This is a genomic window from Neobacillus bataviensis (assembly GCF_019969725.1).
Genome location: NZ_JAHXYW010000001.1, coordinates 374,039 through 389,718, shown reverse-complemented (window position 1 = coordinate 389,718; position 15,680 = coordinate 374,039). Strand labels below are relative to the sequence as shown.

Here is a 15,680-nt window from a genome sequence, read left to right as displayed (position 1 = left end):
CCAGTATATTGCCAGCATTTCCAAGACCTTAATGAATGGTATTTTGCTATAATAGAAGCATTGAGAAAAAATGCAGTGGGGTGAAGCAAATGAAATTTATCCATACAGCCGATTGGCATTTAGGCAAACTGGTCCATGGTGTTTATATGACAGAAAATCAGCGGGAAGCACTTGAACAATTTATAGAAATTGTCGCTGAGGAAAAGCCTGATGCCGTTGTCATCGCAGGCGATTTATATGATCGTTCCGTTCCACCAACCGATGCCGTTGAGTTACTTGATGAAATTCTTTTTAAAATTAATGTTGAATTAAAAACACCTGTCGTGGCCATTGCCGGAAATCACGATAGTGCTGAAAGACTTTCTTTCGGCAGCTCGTGGTACAAGCATAGCCAATTCTATTTATCTGGCAAGTTATCAAACAGCTTCAAGCCTGTCCATATCAACGGGGTAAACTTTTATCTTGTGCCTTATGCCGAACCGGGTGTTGTAAGACAGCTCTTAGGAGATGATTCCATCCATTCTCATCAGGATGCGATGAAAACACTGATTGGCAAAATGGAAGAAACGCTAATTCCGAATGAACCCAATGTCTTGGTCGGTCATGCCTTTGTGCTGGGAGGACAAACCTCAGATTCCGAACGGATTTTGTCCGTTGGGGGCTCGGGATGCGTCGGTGCCGAACTGTTTGAACCATTTTCATATACTGCACTCGGCCACTTACACAGTCCGGATGCGATTAAACACAACAAAGTGAAATATTCTGGATCCCTTTTAAAATACTCTTTTTCCGAAGCCAAACAGAACAAATCTATTTCGATCATTGAAATGGATGATAAAGGTAACTTTACTCATCGTTACCGCTCCCTCACACCAAAACATGATATGCGGGAACTAGAAGGACATTTGGAAGAATTACTTGACCCGCACTTTTATGAAAAAGAACGAATCCATGACTATTTAAAAATCACCCTGCTTGATGAAGGGGCCTTAATTGATCCGATTAATAAACTGCGTCAGGTATTTCCAAATGTTTTGCACCTTGAGCGGAAAATTGATGTAACTGATTTAAAGAAAAAGCAGTCTTTCAATGCTATTAGAAGTGAGAAAAAATCAGAGATTGAGTTATTCGAGCAATTTTATACGGAAATGACCACGTCCGAATTTACCCAGGATAAAAAGGATGCAATGGTTGGAGTTATTGAAAAAGTACTAAAGGGGGAAATGGTGAAATGAGACCATTAAAACTGACGATGCAGGCGTTCGGCCCTTATGCAGGTACTGAGACGATTGACTTTTCCAAGCTGGGAAATCGGACGATGTTTGTGATTTCTGGAAAAACGGGTGCTGGCAAAACAACGATCTTTGATGCTATTAGTTATGCCATTTATGGCAAAGCGAGCGGGGAGGACAGGAACGGCCCTGAGTTAAGAAGTCAATTTGCCAAGGACGAGCTATTAACAGAGGTCACATTAGATTTTTCCCTTCGAAACAAAGTGTATTCAATCACCAGGTCGCCTCAACAGCAGAAGAAAAAAGACAAAGGGAATGGTTTTACCTCAATTGGTGCAAAAGCCGAGCTTTATATGTTGGATGAGTCGGGTGAGAAAAAGCTGCTCGCTTCCAAAATCACCGATGTAGAAGAGAAAATTAAAGAAATTATGCTGATTGATGCGAATCAATTTCGTCAAATCTTAATGATACCCCAAGGTGAATTCCGAAAGCTGTTGACGTCTGACAGTAAGGATAAGGAAGTCATTTTACAAAGACTATTCCATACCCAGTTTTATAAAATGGTCGAAGAAAAACTGAAGGATGAAGCTGCCGAGCTGAAAAGGTCCGTTGAAGATCAAGTTCAAGCGAGGAATGAAGCAATTCGCCGTATCCATGCTGTTGTAAATGAAGAGCTGCGTGAATTTTTGGAAGCAGACAGCGTGAACGATACAATTATCATGCCGCTCCTGCAAAAAGAAATAGCAGGCTTAGGGGATAGGATCGAACAGCTGGACCTTCAATTGAGAAATAAGGCCCAAGAACAGGACAAGCTTAAAAATCAGCTTTTCGAAGCCGAAACCATCCTAAAACAATTGCAAACGAAAGAGGAATTGAAGGAACAGCGAGGCACGCTGATTTCTCAAGAGGAATTGTTTGCAGAAAAAGAAAAGCAGGTTCAAAGGGCCCAAAAGGCGGCCGTTTTAGCCGAGCAAGAAGCGCTATGTCATCGCCTGAAAAAGGAAGAAGACCAGCTTGGCGCAAATGTCCAATCCATAAAAGTCGATATTGAAAAATTACAAGAGCTGCTTACCCAATATGAAGGGCAGCTTCAAAAAGAGATGGACCGTGAAGGAGAGCGTAAGTCCGCGCTTGACGGGGTTAATCGACTCTTGAATATGAAAGAGGATGTTTATTCATTTGCCGCTATGGTAAAAGAGGCTTCTAGAGTGGAGGCATTATTAAAAAACGTTAAGGACAAACATCGTCATTCTGAACAAACACTGGAGCAATTAGATGAACGGCTTAAATTTTTACAGCAGCAAAGTTCAGAAATCGAAAAGGGAAAGCTTACCCTCCTAGAAAATGAGCGGCAGGTAGAAAAGCTCGATGCCGAGTTAGAACGTCTAGAAAAATATCAGACACTTCATATTCGCCACCAAAATGCGGTGCAAAATCTTAAACATACAACGGGACGGTATGAAAATACAGCTGCAAGATTAGCAGATGCTAAGTCAATTGTGGAAGTGTTGGAGAATAAATGGCTTCATGGCCAGGCATCACTTTTAGCAGCAAGGCTTCAAATAGGTGAGGCATGTCCTGTGTGCGGTTCTGAGCACCATCCTGCACCAGCCTTTAAGCATGATGACACCATTCCGACGGAACAGGATATGAAGGCTGCGAAAGAACAAGCGGCCCATTTGGAAAAAGAAAAGTCAGCCGATGAGGCTGCCCTTTACCAAAGCCAATCTGCCGAGAAGGTCCAAAAGGAAGCCTTGGATGAAATATTGCAGGAAATTCGTACACAGCGGTCCGATTTTAAAGAAAGTGAATATTCAATAGTTAAGTCGGAAGTTATCGCTGTGAAAAATAGTTTTATTCTTACACAAAGAGAATTATCGCTACAAATTGAACAACTAGAGAAAGTGAAGACAGAGATAGAGAAAAGAGAAGCTCAAAAGCTAGTATTACAAAAAGAAATCCTGCAATTTGCTGGAGAGGTAACGGAATTAACGATTCAATTTACAGAAAAGAAAACAAATCTGACTAGATTGATGAATGTTATTCCAGAGAACCTTCGTTCAGAGGCTGAATATGAGAAAGCACTAGCTGTTTCGCGTAAAAGCTATGAAAACTTGGTGAAATTACTGGAAGACGCGCAGCAGCGTTTGCAAACAGTAAAAGAAAAGCTTGCGGCTGAAACGGCAAGATTACAGAATGCAATGAAGCACTTTGTTGAAAAGCAGGAAGAGCTCAATGCAGAGCGTGAAATCTTCAAAAATAGACTCTCTGAACAGGGATTTGAAAATTTCGGTGTGTACCATGCTTCGAAATTAGTTGAAAATGAAATTCGCAGGCTTGAAAATGAAATCCGTAATTATCGTGAAGAGCTGCGTTCAGTAACGGATCGTTTGAGAGAGTTAACGGAACTGTTGGCTGATGTGAAAGCACCAGATGTTGAAGGGATTAAGTCCGAGCTAACCAAGGTTGTCAATGAAATTGAAAATCTCACAAATCAACGCACCGATCTTTTTGTGAAAAAACGGGATAATGAGGATATCTATGGCCAGGTTGAACGTTTGAATGAAAAAATGAAAGTGCTAGAAGAACGGTACAAGCTGATCGGACATCTTTCCGAGATTGCCAAAGGACAGAATAATTTCCGGATTACCTTTGAACGGTATGTACTAGCGTCTTTCTTGGATGATATTCTTCGTGAAGCCAATGTACGGTTAAGGAAAATGACTTCTGGTCGCTTTCAGCTGTTAAGGAAAACAGACCGTTCAAAAGGAAATGCCCAAAGCGGCTTGGAATTGCTTGTATTTGACCAATATACAGGACAGGAACGCCATGTTAAAACCTTATCCGGTGGTGAAAGCTTTAAGGCATCTTTATCCTTAGCGTTAGGTCTTGCTGATGTTGTTCAAAATTATGCAGGCGGCGTCTCCCTCGAAACGATGTTTATTGATGAAGGCTTCGGTACACTTGATCCTGAATCGCTTGATCAGGCAATTGAAGCATTAATGGATATCCAAAGCAGCGGGCGCCTGGTAGGCATCATCTCTCATGTCCCGGAATTAAAAGAACGAATAGATGTCAGACTGGAAGTTATTTCAGGACAGACAGGAAGTACGACTGAATTTATGTTTACAAACTAAAGTTAAAAAGCAGTGGATTTCAATTTGTACGGTGAAATCGCACTGCTTTTTTTATTATTTTCGCTTTGTCCCGAATTTTAAAGGGCTTTAAAGTTAGGGAAGGGGTACTGAGCTTCAGCAAGAGTTGAAAGACTAGTCAATTCAGCAAGTGCACCGATTTTATTCCAAACAGCCATAACATTTGAATTTTGGTGTGCTTTTTCAATCGCTTCCGTCGATTTCCACTCAGCTATTTCGATAATGGTACCATCTTCAGCTTGAAGCGTTAATAACTCACGGTCTGTAATTAGCTCTTCTTGACGTAAAGTAGGGATATGTACTTTCAAGACTTCCATCAATTCTTTCTCATTACCAGGTTTTGGCCGATAAAGGGCCATAAAAACTACCGCAGACATGCAATCTCCTCCTTATATTCTGATTAATTAACTATACCCAATTTTAAAATATAAATAAATCAACACTAAAAATGAATACATCTAAAAAGAGAGGTATTTTTTCTAGAAATGTAGAAAGGTAAAAGAGGAATTTCACATTAAAGAGGGAGAACGCACAATGATCAGAGAGATCAACTTTCAAAAAGATTGTTTACTAAAAGACCTGTTTAACCTTCAAAGAGCTTCCTATCTTGTTGAGGCGGAGTTAATCAATTTTTTCGAAATACCGCCCTTAAAGGAGTCCATGGAGGATCTAAAGGAGAGTGGGGAAACATTTTTTGGGTATTTCGAAGATGGCGAGTTGACGGGGGCTATCTCTTACACTATTGATGGGAAAGAGGTTACGATTTGCCGAATGGTTGTCCATCCAAACCATTTTCGAAAAGGCATTGCGCAAAAACTTTTGACACATGTTGAGAAAAATCATTCTGACTTAGGGATATTTAAAGTATCAACCGGGAAAGAAAACAGCCCTGCCAAGAATCTTTATCTTAAAAATGGGTTTCAGTTAACGGGGGATATTGAGGTTGTACCTGGATTATTTATTAGCCATTTCGAAAAAAGAAAGGAAGAAATATAATGACAGTTAAGGAAACATCTACTTTCACACACAAACAATTGGCCGTAAAATATTTTAATGCAACGTGGGATATCCTTGATCTTTCAGAGAGAACGAAAGAGGAAGAGGAGAAAATGGTACATCTTGCCCATTCCTCCTTTTGGCATTGGACTCAAGTGGAGGACCATACCCCTAAAAATCTATCAATTGGTTATTGGCAGCTTTCACGAGTGTACGCAACCGTTGGCAACGGGGAAAGAGCACAATACTATGCGGAGCGCTGCCTTGATGTTAGTTTAGAGAATAAGATAGAACCCTTTTATGTGGGGTATGCATACGAAGCATTAGGTCGGGCGAATGTCCTTTTAGATCAGCGCGACTTAGCAATAGAACACTCAAAGAATGCACAAGAATATGCCGAACAAGTTCAAAACGAAAATGAAAAATCCATGCTGTTAAACGATTTGAAAACGATAGAATCTAAAAAATAAAACAATGAAGGAGCCTTAATGTTTGGGCTCCTTCATCGTTTAAGTTTTCAACTGCCCAATTGAAAAAAACTTAAAGTATTTTTTAAAAATAAGGAAATTATAGAATTAATGATGTCAGGAAAATGTTCAATTAAGGAGATTTCATGGTTATTACCTTTTATTTTGTCATAAGTTGGTTTATGATGGGGTTGTTCATTTTTAATCGTAAAAAAAGCTGGGGCACGAAAAAGGAAGCGGCTTTTCTTGTATTACTAAGCTGCCTCATTAATTCTAATACCTATTTAGGCTTATTTGAAACATTTAAATGGATGAAAACAACAATAGATCCCAAATTGTATATTTCCTTTCTCCTTTTTAGAAGCGTGTTTATACCTTTGTTTGTCTCATTTTTCACCCTTCTATTTTTTAACTGCCCAAACAATAGGAGGCTAATGTACCTATTCATTTATTGTTTATTCATTTTGGGGCTCGATAAAGTAAGCCTCAGTTTTGAACTGTACAGGTTCAAGAAATGGAATCATTTTTTTACTTTAGGGTATTATCTTCTATATTTGTATTTTATGATTATAGGTTTGAAGTGGTTTAAGCGGTTAGACGGGAAGGAGGTGGATTTAGGAGATGATGTTGACAGAAAAAGGCTTTGGTTTAAATGATTACTTTGTAATTGCTGCGGTATTTTTCTCATGGATCATCTATTACTTTCTTCCTAAGATATTTTCTAAACAATTCACTGTTCTTATCTTTTTATATAGCCTGACCATTTCTGGTATTTTTGATAATTCCTTCGGTGCTACTCCATTTGATTTATACGATATTATGGACGGACCTGCCTATACAGTCATGGATATACTGGTATATTTCCTATATCCGCCTGCCGGTTATATTTTTTTATTCCTCTATAAAAAACTTCGAATAAGAGATCAGCACCTAGTGTTATTTATCCCAATATTTACTGCCTTTTCGCTTGGAATCGAATGGATCTATCATAAAATGGGCGTTTTTAAGTACAAAGATGGCTATAACATTATTTACTCCATCTGTATTTATTTGTTTGTCCAATCTATTTTAGTTTTATTATATCGATTTCTATATAACCACGGGGGTGAAAGGATTGCCACATCAAAAAGCAGGGATTGACGCGGGCGGGTCACTCGTGAAAATCGTTTATCAGGAAAATAATAAAAAGCATTATAAAAAGTATAATATAAATCAAATAAATGAAGCTATTTTATGGTTCAAAATAGCAGCTCCAAATGCAAGTGTCGGCTTAACAGGAGGAAAGGCCCACCTAATTCAAAAAAATTATTTACATAATGCTGTTCTTATTCCTGAGTTTCAAGCTACCTGCGAGGGTGCAAGGATTTTAATGTTGGAGGAAATGAAAAGAAGCAATCAACACTTTTTAATTGTGAACATTGGAACGGGAACATCCTGGCATTTAGTAGCTGGGGAAAAGTATGAGCGCATCCTCGGCAGTGGAATTGGCGGAGGTACCTTTATCGGTCTTGGCTCCCTATTAACCAAAAAGGAAGATTTTCAGGATCTTATTAATCTTGCTAATAAAGGTGAGAAAGAGAATATTGATCTGCTGGTAAAAGATATTTATGAATCGGCCGAACCGCCAATTGATGGGCATTTAACGGCGGCTAACTTTGCAAAGGGATTAAAGGTAAAGCATTCAGATGCCGATCGAATGGCTGCTGTTACAAATATGATCGCAGAAACAATTGCCCTCTTTACGCTGCAAGCTGCCGCTATTCATCAGGTTAAAATAGTTGTGCTTATTGGCAGTACCTTAATTGGAAATGAATCATTAACATCAACACTAGAATACTATTTGAAAAGATTTGAGCTAGAAGCAGTTTTTTTAGATAAAGGGGAATATTGTGGCGCTGTTGGGGCTTATGATTTTGTCTAAAAAAGTTCTCTTGAACAATGTTCCTTTTAAAGCTACAGTAAAGGGGAAGACCGATAAAGTAGGTGGCAAACTTGGAAAAACGATATTTTACGATTGGTATGGCAGGACATATCGATCATGGGAAAACGTCCCTGACAAAGGCGCTTACCAATGTCGATACTGACCGTTTAAAAGAAGAAAAAGAAAGGCAAATCTCCATTGAACTCGGATTTGCTCCATTATATGAAGATGAAGAAATTCAGATATCTGTGATTGACGTTCCTGGTCATGAACGGTTTATTAGGCAAATGATTGCTGGAGTAGCTGGGATAGACCTTGTGGTGCTGGTCGTTGCTGCAGATGAAGGAGTCATGCCTCAAACGCGGGAACATCTTGATATTTTAAAATTTTTGGGTGTGAATAATGGCTTAGTAGCGATTACGAAAATCGACCGGGTTGATGAGGAATTTATTGAATTGGTTAAGGATGATATTTTAGAAGAACTTACTGATACCGTTTTTGAGGATTCACCCTTTGTGCTCGTTGACAGCCTTTCCCATAAGGGAATCAATGAAATTAAAGAATTGATTATTCAGACATTAAAGAAACAAGAAATGCGTGATGCAAAAGGAGCTTTTCGCCTTCCGATTGATCAGGTGTTCTCTGTAAAGGGGCAGGGAACCGTTGTCCGTGGAACGGTATATGAAGGGACAGTCGAGGAAGGGCAAGCATTACTCGTCATGCCAAAAGGGATCGAGGTTCGAAGCCGTCAAATACAAGTCCATCATAATCCAGCACAAAAAGCCTATGCAGGGCAGCGAGCCGCAATAAATCTCTCTGGTGTTTCTAAGGAAGACCTGGAGCGTGGGGATGTGCTGGTTTCTTCCGAGCATTTTATCGTAACGAAGACTATTGATGTCGCCATTCGAATTGTTGATGAGCTCGAGCATTTGGTTAAGCAGCGAATGCCAATTAAACTCCATATTGGTACGACAGAGGTAATGGGAAGAATTGTTTTCTTTGACCGAAATGAAATTAAAGAAGAAAATGGAGAAATTCTTTGCCAGCTAAGACTTGAAGAAGAAATTCTCACAAAGCGGGGCGACCGTTTTATTTTACGGAGACCAAGCCCGCAGGAAACAATTGGCGGCGGATGGGTAATTGACCCTAGAGGGCAAAAATATCGTTTTGGGAATCAAACAATTGAAGAACTTGAAAAGAAAAAGGCTGGCTCTCCAAAAGAACGGATTACGGCTGCTTTATTTGAAGCGAAAAGCCTGCCGCTCTCTGAGCTGATAAAGCGGACTGCACTTGATGAAAAAGCCCTAAACAATCAATTGGGTGATGAAGAATTTGTTTTATATAATGGAAAGGAATACACTCATCGACTACTAATCAATTCTATTGAAGAAGATATTTTTGATAGATTGCAGGAGTTTCATCAAGCTCATTCGATGAAACAGGGATTAAATAAAGCAGAACTTCTACAATCGATGCAAAAAAGATTTCCTAAGACGCTGCTTGATTATGTGATTGAAAATGGAATCACTAATAGCCTATTTAAGCGAAGAGAACAATTTGTTTCATTAGCATCTTTTGTTCCTCATGTGACGAAAAACTGGGCAAAGAGGACTGAAAATATGCTGACGGAAATGAAAAACGATGGATTAAAGGTCCGTTATGTAAAAGATTATTTTAAAGCAGCGGGTATTCCTGAAAATCTAGAATCTGATTTAAAGCGGTTTCTGGAGGATGAAGCCTTAATTGTTCCGTTGGATGAACAATTTGCTTATCATGGGGATGTGTTTGCTGCCTCAGTGGAAAAGCTTCGAACGCGAACAAGCTCCGAGTTTGATGTAGGGGAAGCGAAGGAAGTTCTTGACCTTTCCCGCAAATACATGATTCCATTTTTAGAACGATTGGATGCACAAGGACTAACAAAGCGGGTAGAAAATAAACGGGTTTGGAAAGTATAAAAAGAAAAGCCTCGATTCCAGTCTGGAACGAGGCTTTTGCTATGTGCATTTAGGATAGAAACTCAGCTGGATTTAACCCCAGCTCGCGGCAAATGTCAGCCACCATCTGCTGTTCATTTTGATCAAATTGTCCATCAGCATATCCAATGGCAATACAATAGCGGGCCACTAATCGGGCGATTTCTGGTTTCGGCCTTATTTTACCTAAGGCACGGAAGGCTTCAGCCCGACCCATCATCCGATCATGTTCCATTTTAGAAATGAACATATTGAATTTCTGAATAACTTTGTTGGTATCAAAAACTCTTAATTCCTCACTTTGGTGAACAAAATCTAGCATCTTTTGCCTTTCTGCAGCATCTAAGTATCCATCCGCCATGGCTGTCAATGCACAGGCGGCTACAACTGCCTCCAAAACATCCTGGCTTTTATAACGATTAAATAATTCTTGTGCTTTTCTCTTTTGCGTATTGGCCCATTCCATATAATCCGTATTGGAAGGGGACCAGGTGCTTCCACAATTGTTACAAATAAACTTTAATTGGTTTTTCCCAATAAAACCGCCGAGCAGGCCAACAGGGCCAAGAATCAGACCGCCAACAGCTGCCTTGCCTAGACCAAAGCCCTTCTTTCCAGTCCTTACATTCGAAGAGTGACAGCGCGGACATATGATGTCATCTCCGCCATATGTATTTGGAGAAGGTGAGGATGTGGAATAGCTCTGCGCTGGATATCCAAAAGCAGGCTGCCGATTTGATGATTCGGGCTGTAAATGAATGGGCTGCTGATAACTATGTTGGTTATTTTGACTTTGCCTATATGGATCATATTGAGTTTGGTTTTGCTGATATGGATTATGATTACTTGTATTTTGCTGATATGATTTTTGGGTACTCGGACTTTGTTGATAATTTTGTTGTGGTGATGGCTGAATTGGTGCGGAAGGGGCTGGATCGTCAACAGTAATCCCAAAATTACTGCATAATGCAGCTAAACCGCCTTGAAATCCGCTCGCAATCGCATTAAATTTCCATTCTCCATTATGGCGGTATAGTTCTGCTGCGACAATGGCAGTTTCCACTGTGAAATCTTTTCCTAAGTTAAATCTTATTAATTCCTCATTCGTCAATTCATTAAAAATCCGCACGTAGGAATCGGATACCTGTCCGAAATTTTGCTGTTTCACTTGGGCATCATGAATCGTAATTGTGAATGCAATTCGGTGTATATGATCAGGAACTCTATTTAAATCAATTTTGATTTGTTCATCATCCCTTACTCCGGATCCAATACGATTATCTCCACTATATAGGATGGAACCATTTCCACCAGAGGGATTGTTATAAAAAACAAAATCTTGATCGCTGTTTACCTTTCCAGTGGCACCTAATAAAAATGCCGAAGCATCCAAATCAAAATTAGAACCCAGGTTATTAATATTCCATCCCAGGCCGACAACAACGTTTTGAAGGCCGGGATGGGATTTAGTCAAATCCACCTTCTGGCCTTTACTAAGCGTAACACCCACACTTTTCACTCCTAATTTGTTAATTAATAATATGTACGGTTTAGCTTTAGAAAAGTTTCATTTAAAATAAGTTTTCGTCATTTCATAATGGAATATTATGCTAAAATGAGTAAAAAGATGCAATAGGGAAGGGATAAAGAAAATGATTGAAACGGAACGATTGCTGCTGAGGCCGTTACTATTAAGTGATGCAGAACGGGTAGAAGAACTTGCTGGAGATTATGAAATAGCAAAAACTACATTGACCATTCCGCATCCTTATCCAAAAGGAGCTGCGAAGCAGTTTATTTTAAAGATGAATGAAGCTGAGAAAGAGGGAAAGCTTGTTATTTTCGCCATCACAAAAAAAGAGGATGGTATGTTAATAGGCATTATTAACCTTTCGATCAATATTCACCATGAAAGAGGGGAACTGGCTTATTGGATTGGAAAGGAATATTGGCGAAGGGGATATGGAACAGAGGCGGCAAAGGCAGTTATTAAACTTGGCTTAGAAGAACTCCATCTAAATCGGATTTTTGCAGCAGCATTTACGAACAATCAAGGCTCCTGGAGAATTATGGAGAAAATTGGAATGAAGCATGAAGGCACTTTAAAGCAGCATGTCCTTAAATGGGGAGAATACGAAGACCTTGCCTACTATGGAATAGTAAATACGGAATATTTTAATCCATTAAAAAGAAAAGAAGCACGCTGACTCAAGGATCAGCGTGCTTCAATTATTTCCATTAAGGAAAAGTTAAGAATTGAATTGAATAATAGGCTTATTCCAAAATATTTCATCTCCAGGCATGCGGCCTGGATTAAAAAGGAGCAGGCAAAAATGAAAAAATGGATCTATATTGCTTTGGGTGTTTTAGTAGTAGGATTTGTTAGCTACCAATGGTATTCATCAAAAAATAGCACACAAACGGCTTCAGCCAGTGTAAGGACTGCTGTTGTCCAACAAGGCAAATTAGAAGTGAAGATTAGTGGTTCTGGAACAATACAGCCAGTTACGAGTGAAGATATTAAATCAACGATTGATAACAACGAAATAGATGAAGTGTTAGCCGCTGCAGGTGACGAGGTAAAGAAAGGGGACGAGCTTATTACGTTTACTGACGGAAGTAACCCTGTTACAGCGCCTGCTGATGGTGTTGTCACCACCATGTCTGTTACTGCAGGAGAACGTGTGACAAACGGACAAGTTGTTGCCCATTTAACAAACTACAAAGATTTACAATCCGTCGTTCAAATTGATGAACTTGATATTCCAAAAATTAAAAAAGACCAAACAGTTAGTTTAAAAGTCAATGCCTTTCCAGACCAAACGTACACGGGAAAAGTTACAGCTATTGCCGAGGAAGGGACATCAACAAATGGTGTTTCTACCTTTGATGTAACAATCCATATCGATAAACCCGACAACCTCAAAGTTGGAATGAGTACAGAAGCCAGTATTTTAACCGCAAGTAAAGATAATGCCCTTTATGTACCACTTGATGCCATTTACACGTCCAATAATCAAAAATATGTCATTGTCGCATCATCAGAAACAACTAATCAAAATTCAGGGACCGAGCAAAAAACTGTTAAAACGGGATTAGCGAATGAAGATTATGTGGAGATTACAGATGGAGTAACGGCAGGAGAAACCGTTCAGTTACCGCAATTAGCGACAGGAAGCACCTGGAATAATAGCCAAAGAATGATGCAGGGCAGCGGTTTTGGAGGCGGATTCGGCGGTTTCGGTAACACTGGCGGCTTTAACCGCAGCGGAACCGGACAAAGGCAATTTGGTGAAAGGAGCGGAAACTAGTGGTAAGACCGATTATTCAAATTAGTAACTTAAAGAAAACCTATAAACTCGGTGGTGAAACAGTTCATGCCCTAAATAATGTATCTCTTGATATCCAAAAAGGAGAATTTTTAGCTATTATCGGCCCTTCAGGTTCAGGTAAATCAACCTTAATGAACATGATTGGATGCCTGGACCGGCCACAGGCCGGTAAGTATCTCCTTGATGGTAAGGATATTGGAAAAATGAATGATAATCAGTTAGCAACGATTCGGAATCAAAAAATCGGATTTATTTTTCAAAATTTTAATTTATTAACAAAATTAACTGCCCTTGAAAATGTGGAACTGCCCTTGTTATATAGCGGTGTTCCAGCAAAAGAGCGTCGGGAGAGAGCGTTAGCGGGACTTAGTAAGGTTGGATTGAAAGAGCGTGCAGGGCATTTACCTACACAGCTTTCAGGCGGCCAGCAGCAGCGGGTAGCGATTGCTAGAGCCCTTGTTGGCAATCCTTCCATCCTTCTCGCTGATGAACCGACAGGTGCGCTGGACAGTAAAACCAGCAAAGAAATATTGCAGGTAATGAAAGAATTAAACGAGTTAGGCCATACGATTGTTTTAATTACCCACGATTTAGCGATTGCCAAAGAAGCAAGGCGAATGGTAAGCATTCAAGACGGACAGCTTCAGGAGAATGGGGGTGAACTCATTGGGAATTTTGCAATCTATTAAAATGGCATTGCGGAGCATTCAAAGTAACAAGCTAAGGTCAGCATTAACGATGCTCGGCATGATCATTGGTGTTTCCTCCGTCATCGTGCTCGTCTCGATTGCCCAAGGTTCGGCAAAAAACGTTACCAGCCAAATTAATCAATTAGGGACAAATCTTTTGACAATTAATACCTTTGGGACGGACTTAACCCTAACAGAAGATAAAATTAATGAGCTAAGTAAACTGAATGGAGTCAAAGCATTATCCCCGGTGGTTTCCGGCCGTGTAAACGTGAAAAAGGATCGAACCACCTCACAAGTTACGTTAACAGGGACCAATGCTGATTATTCCAAAGTTCGGGATACTAAGGTAAGTAATGGCCGTTTTATTAATGACCTTGATATAGAATATAGACAGAAAATTGCCGTTATCGGCTCGGAAACGGCCTCCACCTTTTTTGGCGCGGAAAATCCAGTAGGTCAATATATTCAAATTGAAGGGACATCCTTTAAAGTTGTAGGGGTTCTCGTGTCTAAAGGAAGCTCACTAGGTCAAAGTGGTGATAATGTCGTGATTGTCCCGCTAAGCACAGGGCAGCGGTTAGTGAAAAGCACATCAATTAATCAAGTTTATTTACAAGGAAAAAGCGAGGATCAAATGGATTTCGTTATGAATGAAGTAGAAATGGCATTGGCTTCAATGTATCCAGGTAAAAGTGATTCCTATAGTGTGACAAACCAGCAGGATATCATGGATACGATGAGCTCCGTATCTAGTACAATGACGATGATGTTAGGCGGAATTGCCAGCATTTCCTTATTAGTTGGCGGGATTGGCATAATGAATATCATGCTGGTATCTGTATCAGAACGTACAAAGGAAATCGGGATTCGGAAAGCCATTGGAGCGAAAAGGCGTGATGTACTTCTTCAATTCCTTATTGAAGCAGTCGTATTAAGCGGTGTTGGCGGTCTAATCGGCATACTCGCCGGAGTCGGAATTGGGAAAATACTTTCCTCCATTCTAAGTTTAACCGTTTCCTTTACATCATCCGTTATGCTTTTATCCTTCTTATTCTCATTGGCTGTTGGTGTGGTATTCGGGGTGTTCCCTGCTAATAAAGCATCTAAATTAAACCCGATTCAAGCCCTTCGTTATGAATAATTAAGTTTAGGGCGGACTCGACTATGTTGTGTCCGCTCCGTTTGCTTTATAATGAACGTATTAAATAAGCCTATATTAAAATTGGAGAGATTATATGCGGTTATTAGTTGTAGAAGACAATCTTTCATTATTAGAATCTATTGTCGAGCTTTTATCGGATGAATTTGAAGTGGATCAAGCATCCAATGGGGAAGACGCATTGTTCTTAGCGATGCAGAATATTCATGATGCGATTGTCTTGGATGTAATGATTCCGGAAATTGACGGATTTGAAGTACTGCAAACCATCCGTAGGGACGGCATCAAAATACCTGTCCTATTTTTGACAGCCAGGGATTCCTTAGAGGATCGCGTAAAAGGTTTGGACTTCGGCGGTGACGATTATTTAGTAAAGCCTTTTCAGGCTGCTGAGCTAAAAGCAAGAATTCGGGCATTATTAAGAAGAAGCGGCAGTTTAACGACCAATCAAACGATTCAGTATCGAGGAATTGAGCTGCTCGGGAAGGAAAGAGATATTCAAGTCGATAGTGATTCTATTAAGCTTACTACTAAGCAATATGAGCTATTGGAATATTTAATCCAAAACAAAGGCGCGATTTTAACAAAAGAACAGATTTATGACCGGGTTTGGGGCTTTGATTCCGATACGACAATAGCAATAGTCGAAGTGTTTATGCACCATCTTCGTAAAAAACTAGAACCATCTGGGTATCATGCAGATATCAAAACGATTCGTGGCGTAGGATATATGCTGAGCGAGGAATAGGAGTA

The 15,680-nt window shown here is 39.8% G+C and carries 14 protein-coding genes; 12 read left to right on the top strand and 2 right to left on the bottom strand.

All coding sequences use genetic code 11. The annotated features are described in order from the left end of the window. The first annotated feature begins 89 nt into the window (after positions 1 to 89). Both LC455_RS01985 and LC455_RS01980 read left to right on the top strand, forming a co-directional pair. Positions 90 to 1,235 carry an exonuclease SbcCD subunit D gene (locus tag LC455_RS01985; RefSeq protein ID WP_223587884.1) on the top strand — a complete coding sequence of 382 codons (1,146 nt, stop codon included), beginning with the start codon at positions 90 to 92 and terminating at the stop codon, positions 1,233 to 1,235. Then, entirely contained in the window at positions 1,232 to 4,369 is a 3,138-nt protein-coding gene (locus tag LC455_RS01980; RefSeq protein WP_223587883.1) for an AAA family ATPase, read from the top strand. Before LC455_RS01985 ends, LC455_RS01980 begins: the two co-directional genes overlap by 4 nt. A 77-nt stretch (positions 4,370 to 4,446) precedes the next feature. Here the strand turns inward: LC455_RS01980 and LC455_RS01975 are convergent, their stop codons facing one another. Continuing rightward, the gene (locus tag LC455_RS01975) at positions 4,447 to 4,764 is read right to left on the bottom strand and encodes a putative quinol monooxygenase (RefSeq protein WP_223587882.1); all 318 of its coding nucleotides are present in this window, start codon (positions 4,762 to 4,764) and stop codon (positions 4,447 to 4,449) included. Between the two features lie 157 nt (positions 4,765 to 4,921). Here LC455_RS01975 and LC455_RS01970 point away from each other — a divergent pair, with 157 nt between their 5' ends. The 5 genes from LC455_RS01970 (at position 4,922) to selB (ending at position 9,726) form a co-directional block, all read left to right on the top strand. Next, a complete protein-coding gene (locus tag LC455_RS01970) occupies positions 4,922 to 5,383 on the top strand; it encodes a GNAT family N-acetyltransferase (protein ID WP_223587881.1) in 462 nt (153 codons plus the stop codon). Beyond that, positions 5,383 to 5,853: a hypothetical protein gene (locus LC455_RS01965; RefSeq protein ID WP_223587880.1), complete on the top strand. Its 471-nt coding sequence runs from the start codon at positions 5,383 to 5,385 to the stop codon at positions 5,851 to 5,853. Before LC455_RS01970 ends, LC455_RS01965 begins: the two co-directional genes overlap by 1 nt. Before the next feature lie 618 nt (positions 5,854 to 6,471). After that, a complete protein-coding gene (locus LC455_RS01960; RefSeq protein ID WP_223587879.1) occupies positions 6,472 to 6,990 on the top strand; it encodes a hypothetical protein in 519 nt (172 codons plus the stop codon). Next, a complete protein-coding gene (gene coaW / locus LC455_RS01955; protein ID WP_223587878.1) occupies positions 6,965 to 7,771 on the top strand; it encodes a type II pantothenate kinase in 807 nt (268 codons plus the stop codon). Before LC455_RS01960 ends, coaW begins: the two co-directional genes overlap by 26 nt. A gap of 98 nt (positions 7,772 to 7,869) precedes the next feature. Next, the gene (gene selB, locus LC455_RS01950; protein WP_440446377.1) at positions 7,870 to 9,726 is read left to right on the top strand and encodes a selenocysteine-specific translation elongation factor; all 1,857 of its coding nucleotides are present in this window, start codon (positions 7,870 to 7,872) and stop codon (positions 9,724 to 9,726) included. A 49-nt stretch (positions 9,727 to 9,775) separates the two neighbouring features. On the opposite strand, the gene LC455_RS31630 is transcribed toward selB, so the two are convergent. Continuing rightward, positions 9,776 to 11,254 (bottom strand): TerD family protein, encoded by a 1,479-nt coding sequence (locus LC455_RS31630; RefSeq protein ID WP_317851391.1) that lies wholly within the window; start codon positions 11,252 to 11,254, stop codon positions 9,776 to 9,778. Between the two features lie 142 nt (positions 11,255 to 11,396). Between LC455_RS31630 and LC455_RS01935 the strand changes: the two genes are divergently transcribed. From LC455_RS01935 to LC455_RS01915, 5 genes are all read left to right on the top strand, one after another. Then, on the top strand, positions 11,397 to 11,951 hold the full coding sequence (locus tag LC455_RS01935) for a GNAT family N-acetyltransferase (protein WP_223587876.1): 555 nt from the start codon (positions 11,397 to 11,399) through the stop codon (positions 11,949 to 11,951). 126 nt (positions 11,952 to 12,077) lie between these two features. Beyond that, entirely contained in the window at positions 12,078 to 13,055 is a 978-nt protein-coding gene (locus LC455_RS01930; protein WP_223587875.1) for an efflux RND transporter periplasmic adaptor subunit, read from the top strand. Then, the gene (locus tag LC455_RS01925) at positions 13,055 to 13,765 is read left to right on the top strand and encodes an ABC transporter ATP-binding protein (protein WP_317851390.1); all 711 of its coding nucleotides are present in this window, start codon (positions 13,055 to 13,057) and stop codon (positions 13,763 to 13,765) included. The genes LC455_RS01930 and LC455_RS01925 overlap by 1 nt, the downstream gene beginning before the upstream one ends. Continuing rightward, positions 13,743 to 14,909 (top strand): ABC transporter permease, encoded by a 1,167-nt coding sequence (locus LC455_RS01920; RefSeq protein WP_223587874.1) that lies wholly within the window; start codon positions 13,743 to 13,745, stop codon positions 14,907 to 14,909. The genes LC455_RS01925 and LC455_RS01920 overlap by 23 nt, the downstream gene beginning before the upstream one ends. Positions 14,910 to 15,003: 94 nt before the next feature. Next, on the top strand, positions 15,004 to 15,675 hold the full coding sequence (locus LC455_RS01915) for a response regulator transcription factor (protein ID WP_223587873.1): 672 nt from the start codon (positions 15,004 to 15,006) through the stop codon (positions 15,673 to 15,675). Positions 15,676 to 15,680 lie beyond the last annotated feature (5 nt).

Excerpts from the sequence above, each read along its gene's own strand:
- LC455_RS01985 (WP_223587884.1), top strand. The coding sequence starts at position 90 with ATGAAATTTATCCATACAGCCGATTGGCATTTAGGCAAACTGGTCCAT.
- LC455_RS01980 (WP_223587883.1), top strand. The coding sequence starts at position 1,232 with ATGAGACCATTAAAACTGACGATGCAGGCGTTCGGCCCTTATGCAGGT.
- LC455_RS01975 (WP_223587882.1), bottom strand. The coding sequence starts at position 4,764 with ATGTCTGCGGTAGTTTTTATGGCCCTTTATCGGCCAAAACCTGGTAAT.
- LC455_RS01970 (WP_223587881.1), top strand. The coding sequence starts at position 4,922 with ATGATCAGAGAGATCAACTTTCAAAAAGATTGTTTACTAAAAGACCTG.
- LC455_RS01965 (WP_223587880.1), top strand. The coding sequence starts at position 5,383 with ATGACAGTTAAGGAAACATCTACTTTCACACACAAACAATTGGCCGTA.
- LC455_RS01960 (WP_223587879.1), top strand. The coding sequence starts at position 6,472 with ATGATGTTGACAGAAAAAGGCTTTGGTTTAAATGATTACTTTGTAATT.
- selB (WP_440446377.1), top strand. The coding sequence starts at position 7,870 with ATGGCAGGACATATCGATCATGGGAAAACGTCCCTGACAAAGGCGCTT.
- LC455_RS01935 (WP_223587876.1), top strand. The coding sequence starts at position 11,397 with ATGATTGAAACGGAACGATTGCTGCTGAGGCCGTTACTATTAAGTGAT.
- LC455_RS01930 (WP_223587875.1), top strand. The coding sequence starts at position 12,078 with ATGAAAAAATGGATCTATATTGCTTTGGGTGTTTTAGTAGTAGGATTT.
- LC455_RS01915 (WP_223587873.1), top strand. The coding sequence starts at position 15,004 with ATGCGGTTATTAGTTGTAGAAGACAATCTTTCATTATTAGAATCTATT.